The 1,381-nt window shown below is 71.0% G+C and carries 1 protein-coding gene; it reads right to left on the reverse strand.

Annotation, left to right across the window (positions count from 1 at the left end; translation table 11 throughout):
- Positions 1–138: 138 nt before the first annotated feature.
- Positions 139–1,122: a P-loop NTPase family protein gene (locus tag E3T48_RS00270; protein ID WP_134521901.1), complete on the reverse strand. Its 984-nt coding sequence runs from the start codon at positions 1,120–1,122 to the stop codon at positions 139–141.
- Positions 1,123–1,381 lie beyond the last annotated feature (259 nt).

Here is a 1,381-nt window from a genome sequence, read left to right on the forward strand (position 1 = left end):
CGACGGCGGTCGCGGGCGCGGGCTGCGGTTCCGGGCGCGGCATCGGCGCGTTGACCGCGGGTGCGGCGGGCATCCGACCCCGGCCTGAGCGCGCGGCGCTCCGCGGCGCTCGGCTGCGTTTGAGGACGGATCTTCGGGTCATCGCACCCGCGGCACACCGATCCGAACGAGGAACTTGCCGAAGGCGATCGGGTCGACGGCGAGCGGCCACTCCCACCGGCTGACGAGGGGGCCGCAGGCCCGCACCCGGTCTTCCCTGCGCTTCTCGTCCATGACGACCTGTGCGGTGGTCCGCCCGTGCGTGTACTCCTCTTTGAGGTACTTCCCGAGTCCGTCGAATTCGCCGACCCGGTTGATCCGGCGCCAGAAGAAGTCGACGAAGGCGATGAATCCTTGATCGTCGTCGAACCGAACCTGCAGCTCCGGCAAGAGGAATCCGAGCAGGTACATGACCGCGCGACTGATGGATTCGCCCGCGGAACCGGATTCTGTCGCGGCGAATTCCGCGGCGCGGAACGCGGCGGTTCGGCCGTTGACGCGTGTGCGCGATGGGATCGCGGCAAGCGCGTTCTCGAGATCGTCCCTGGAGGCGAGGGCGACTCCCTCCCTCGGGCAATGGATGGCCTTGTCCAGCATGGCGACCGCCGCCGGGAAGGGCAGGATGCGGGCCATCGCGACCGCAGTGTCGGCGGCCGAGGTGACGAGCAGCCCACCTCGTTCCACGATCGACAGTGGACCATCCTGAAATCGGCGGGTGATGCCGTGGCGAGAACGGCCACCCGCGGCCGGGTCGACGAGGACGGTGATTTCGTTCGGCCACGGGCCGACGACGGGGAGCCCCCAGATGGCCGCGGCGGAATGGTGGGAGAAGACGACAGGCTCATCGCTCACCGCGGCATGGGCCTGCACGCGGCGCAGGTATCGGGCATCCGGCGACAACTCAGCCCACGCCGACGCGAGTGCATAGGCGCCTGCCCGCAGGCGAACCACCCGACCGCGTTCGAACTCGGTCCGCAGCTCGCGCTCCAGACCGACGGCGGTCGCGTCGCGGCTCAGGATGACGCCGTTCCGGCGCGCGATCCCGGCGAGCAGGTGCAGCGGTGTTGGGGAAACTGTCGACATGCACTCAGGGTGCGCACCGGCGAGGCTCAAGCCGCCCGAATGCACGAGTTCAGTGGACAAACTCGCGCCGCGCCGGACTGGGTGGGACAGCTGGAACCTGCCCGGCTTGTGCGCGACGGGCCGGGCGGATGCCGCGGGCGGCGCCCCTCGTCGATTGCGCGGGGGACACCCATCACCGCGCTGGTTTCGGCAGTCCGCGGCGGCGGCCGCGGTCGCGCCCTGCGAAAACCGGCGCGGCGAGGGCCGGCGGGGGCCGGCG

Origin of the sequence: Cryobacterium fucosi, from assembly GCF_004403515.1 — a bacterium.
Lineage (GTDB): Bacteria > Actinomycetota > Actinomycetes > Actinomycetales > Microbacteriaceae > Cryobacterium > Cryobacterium fucosi.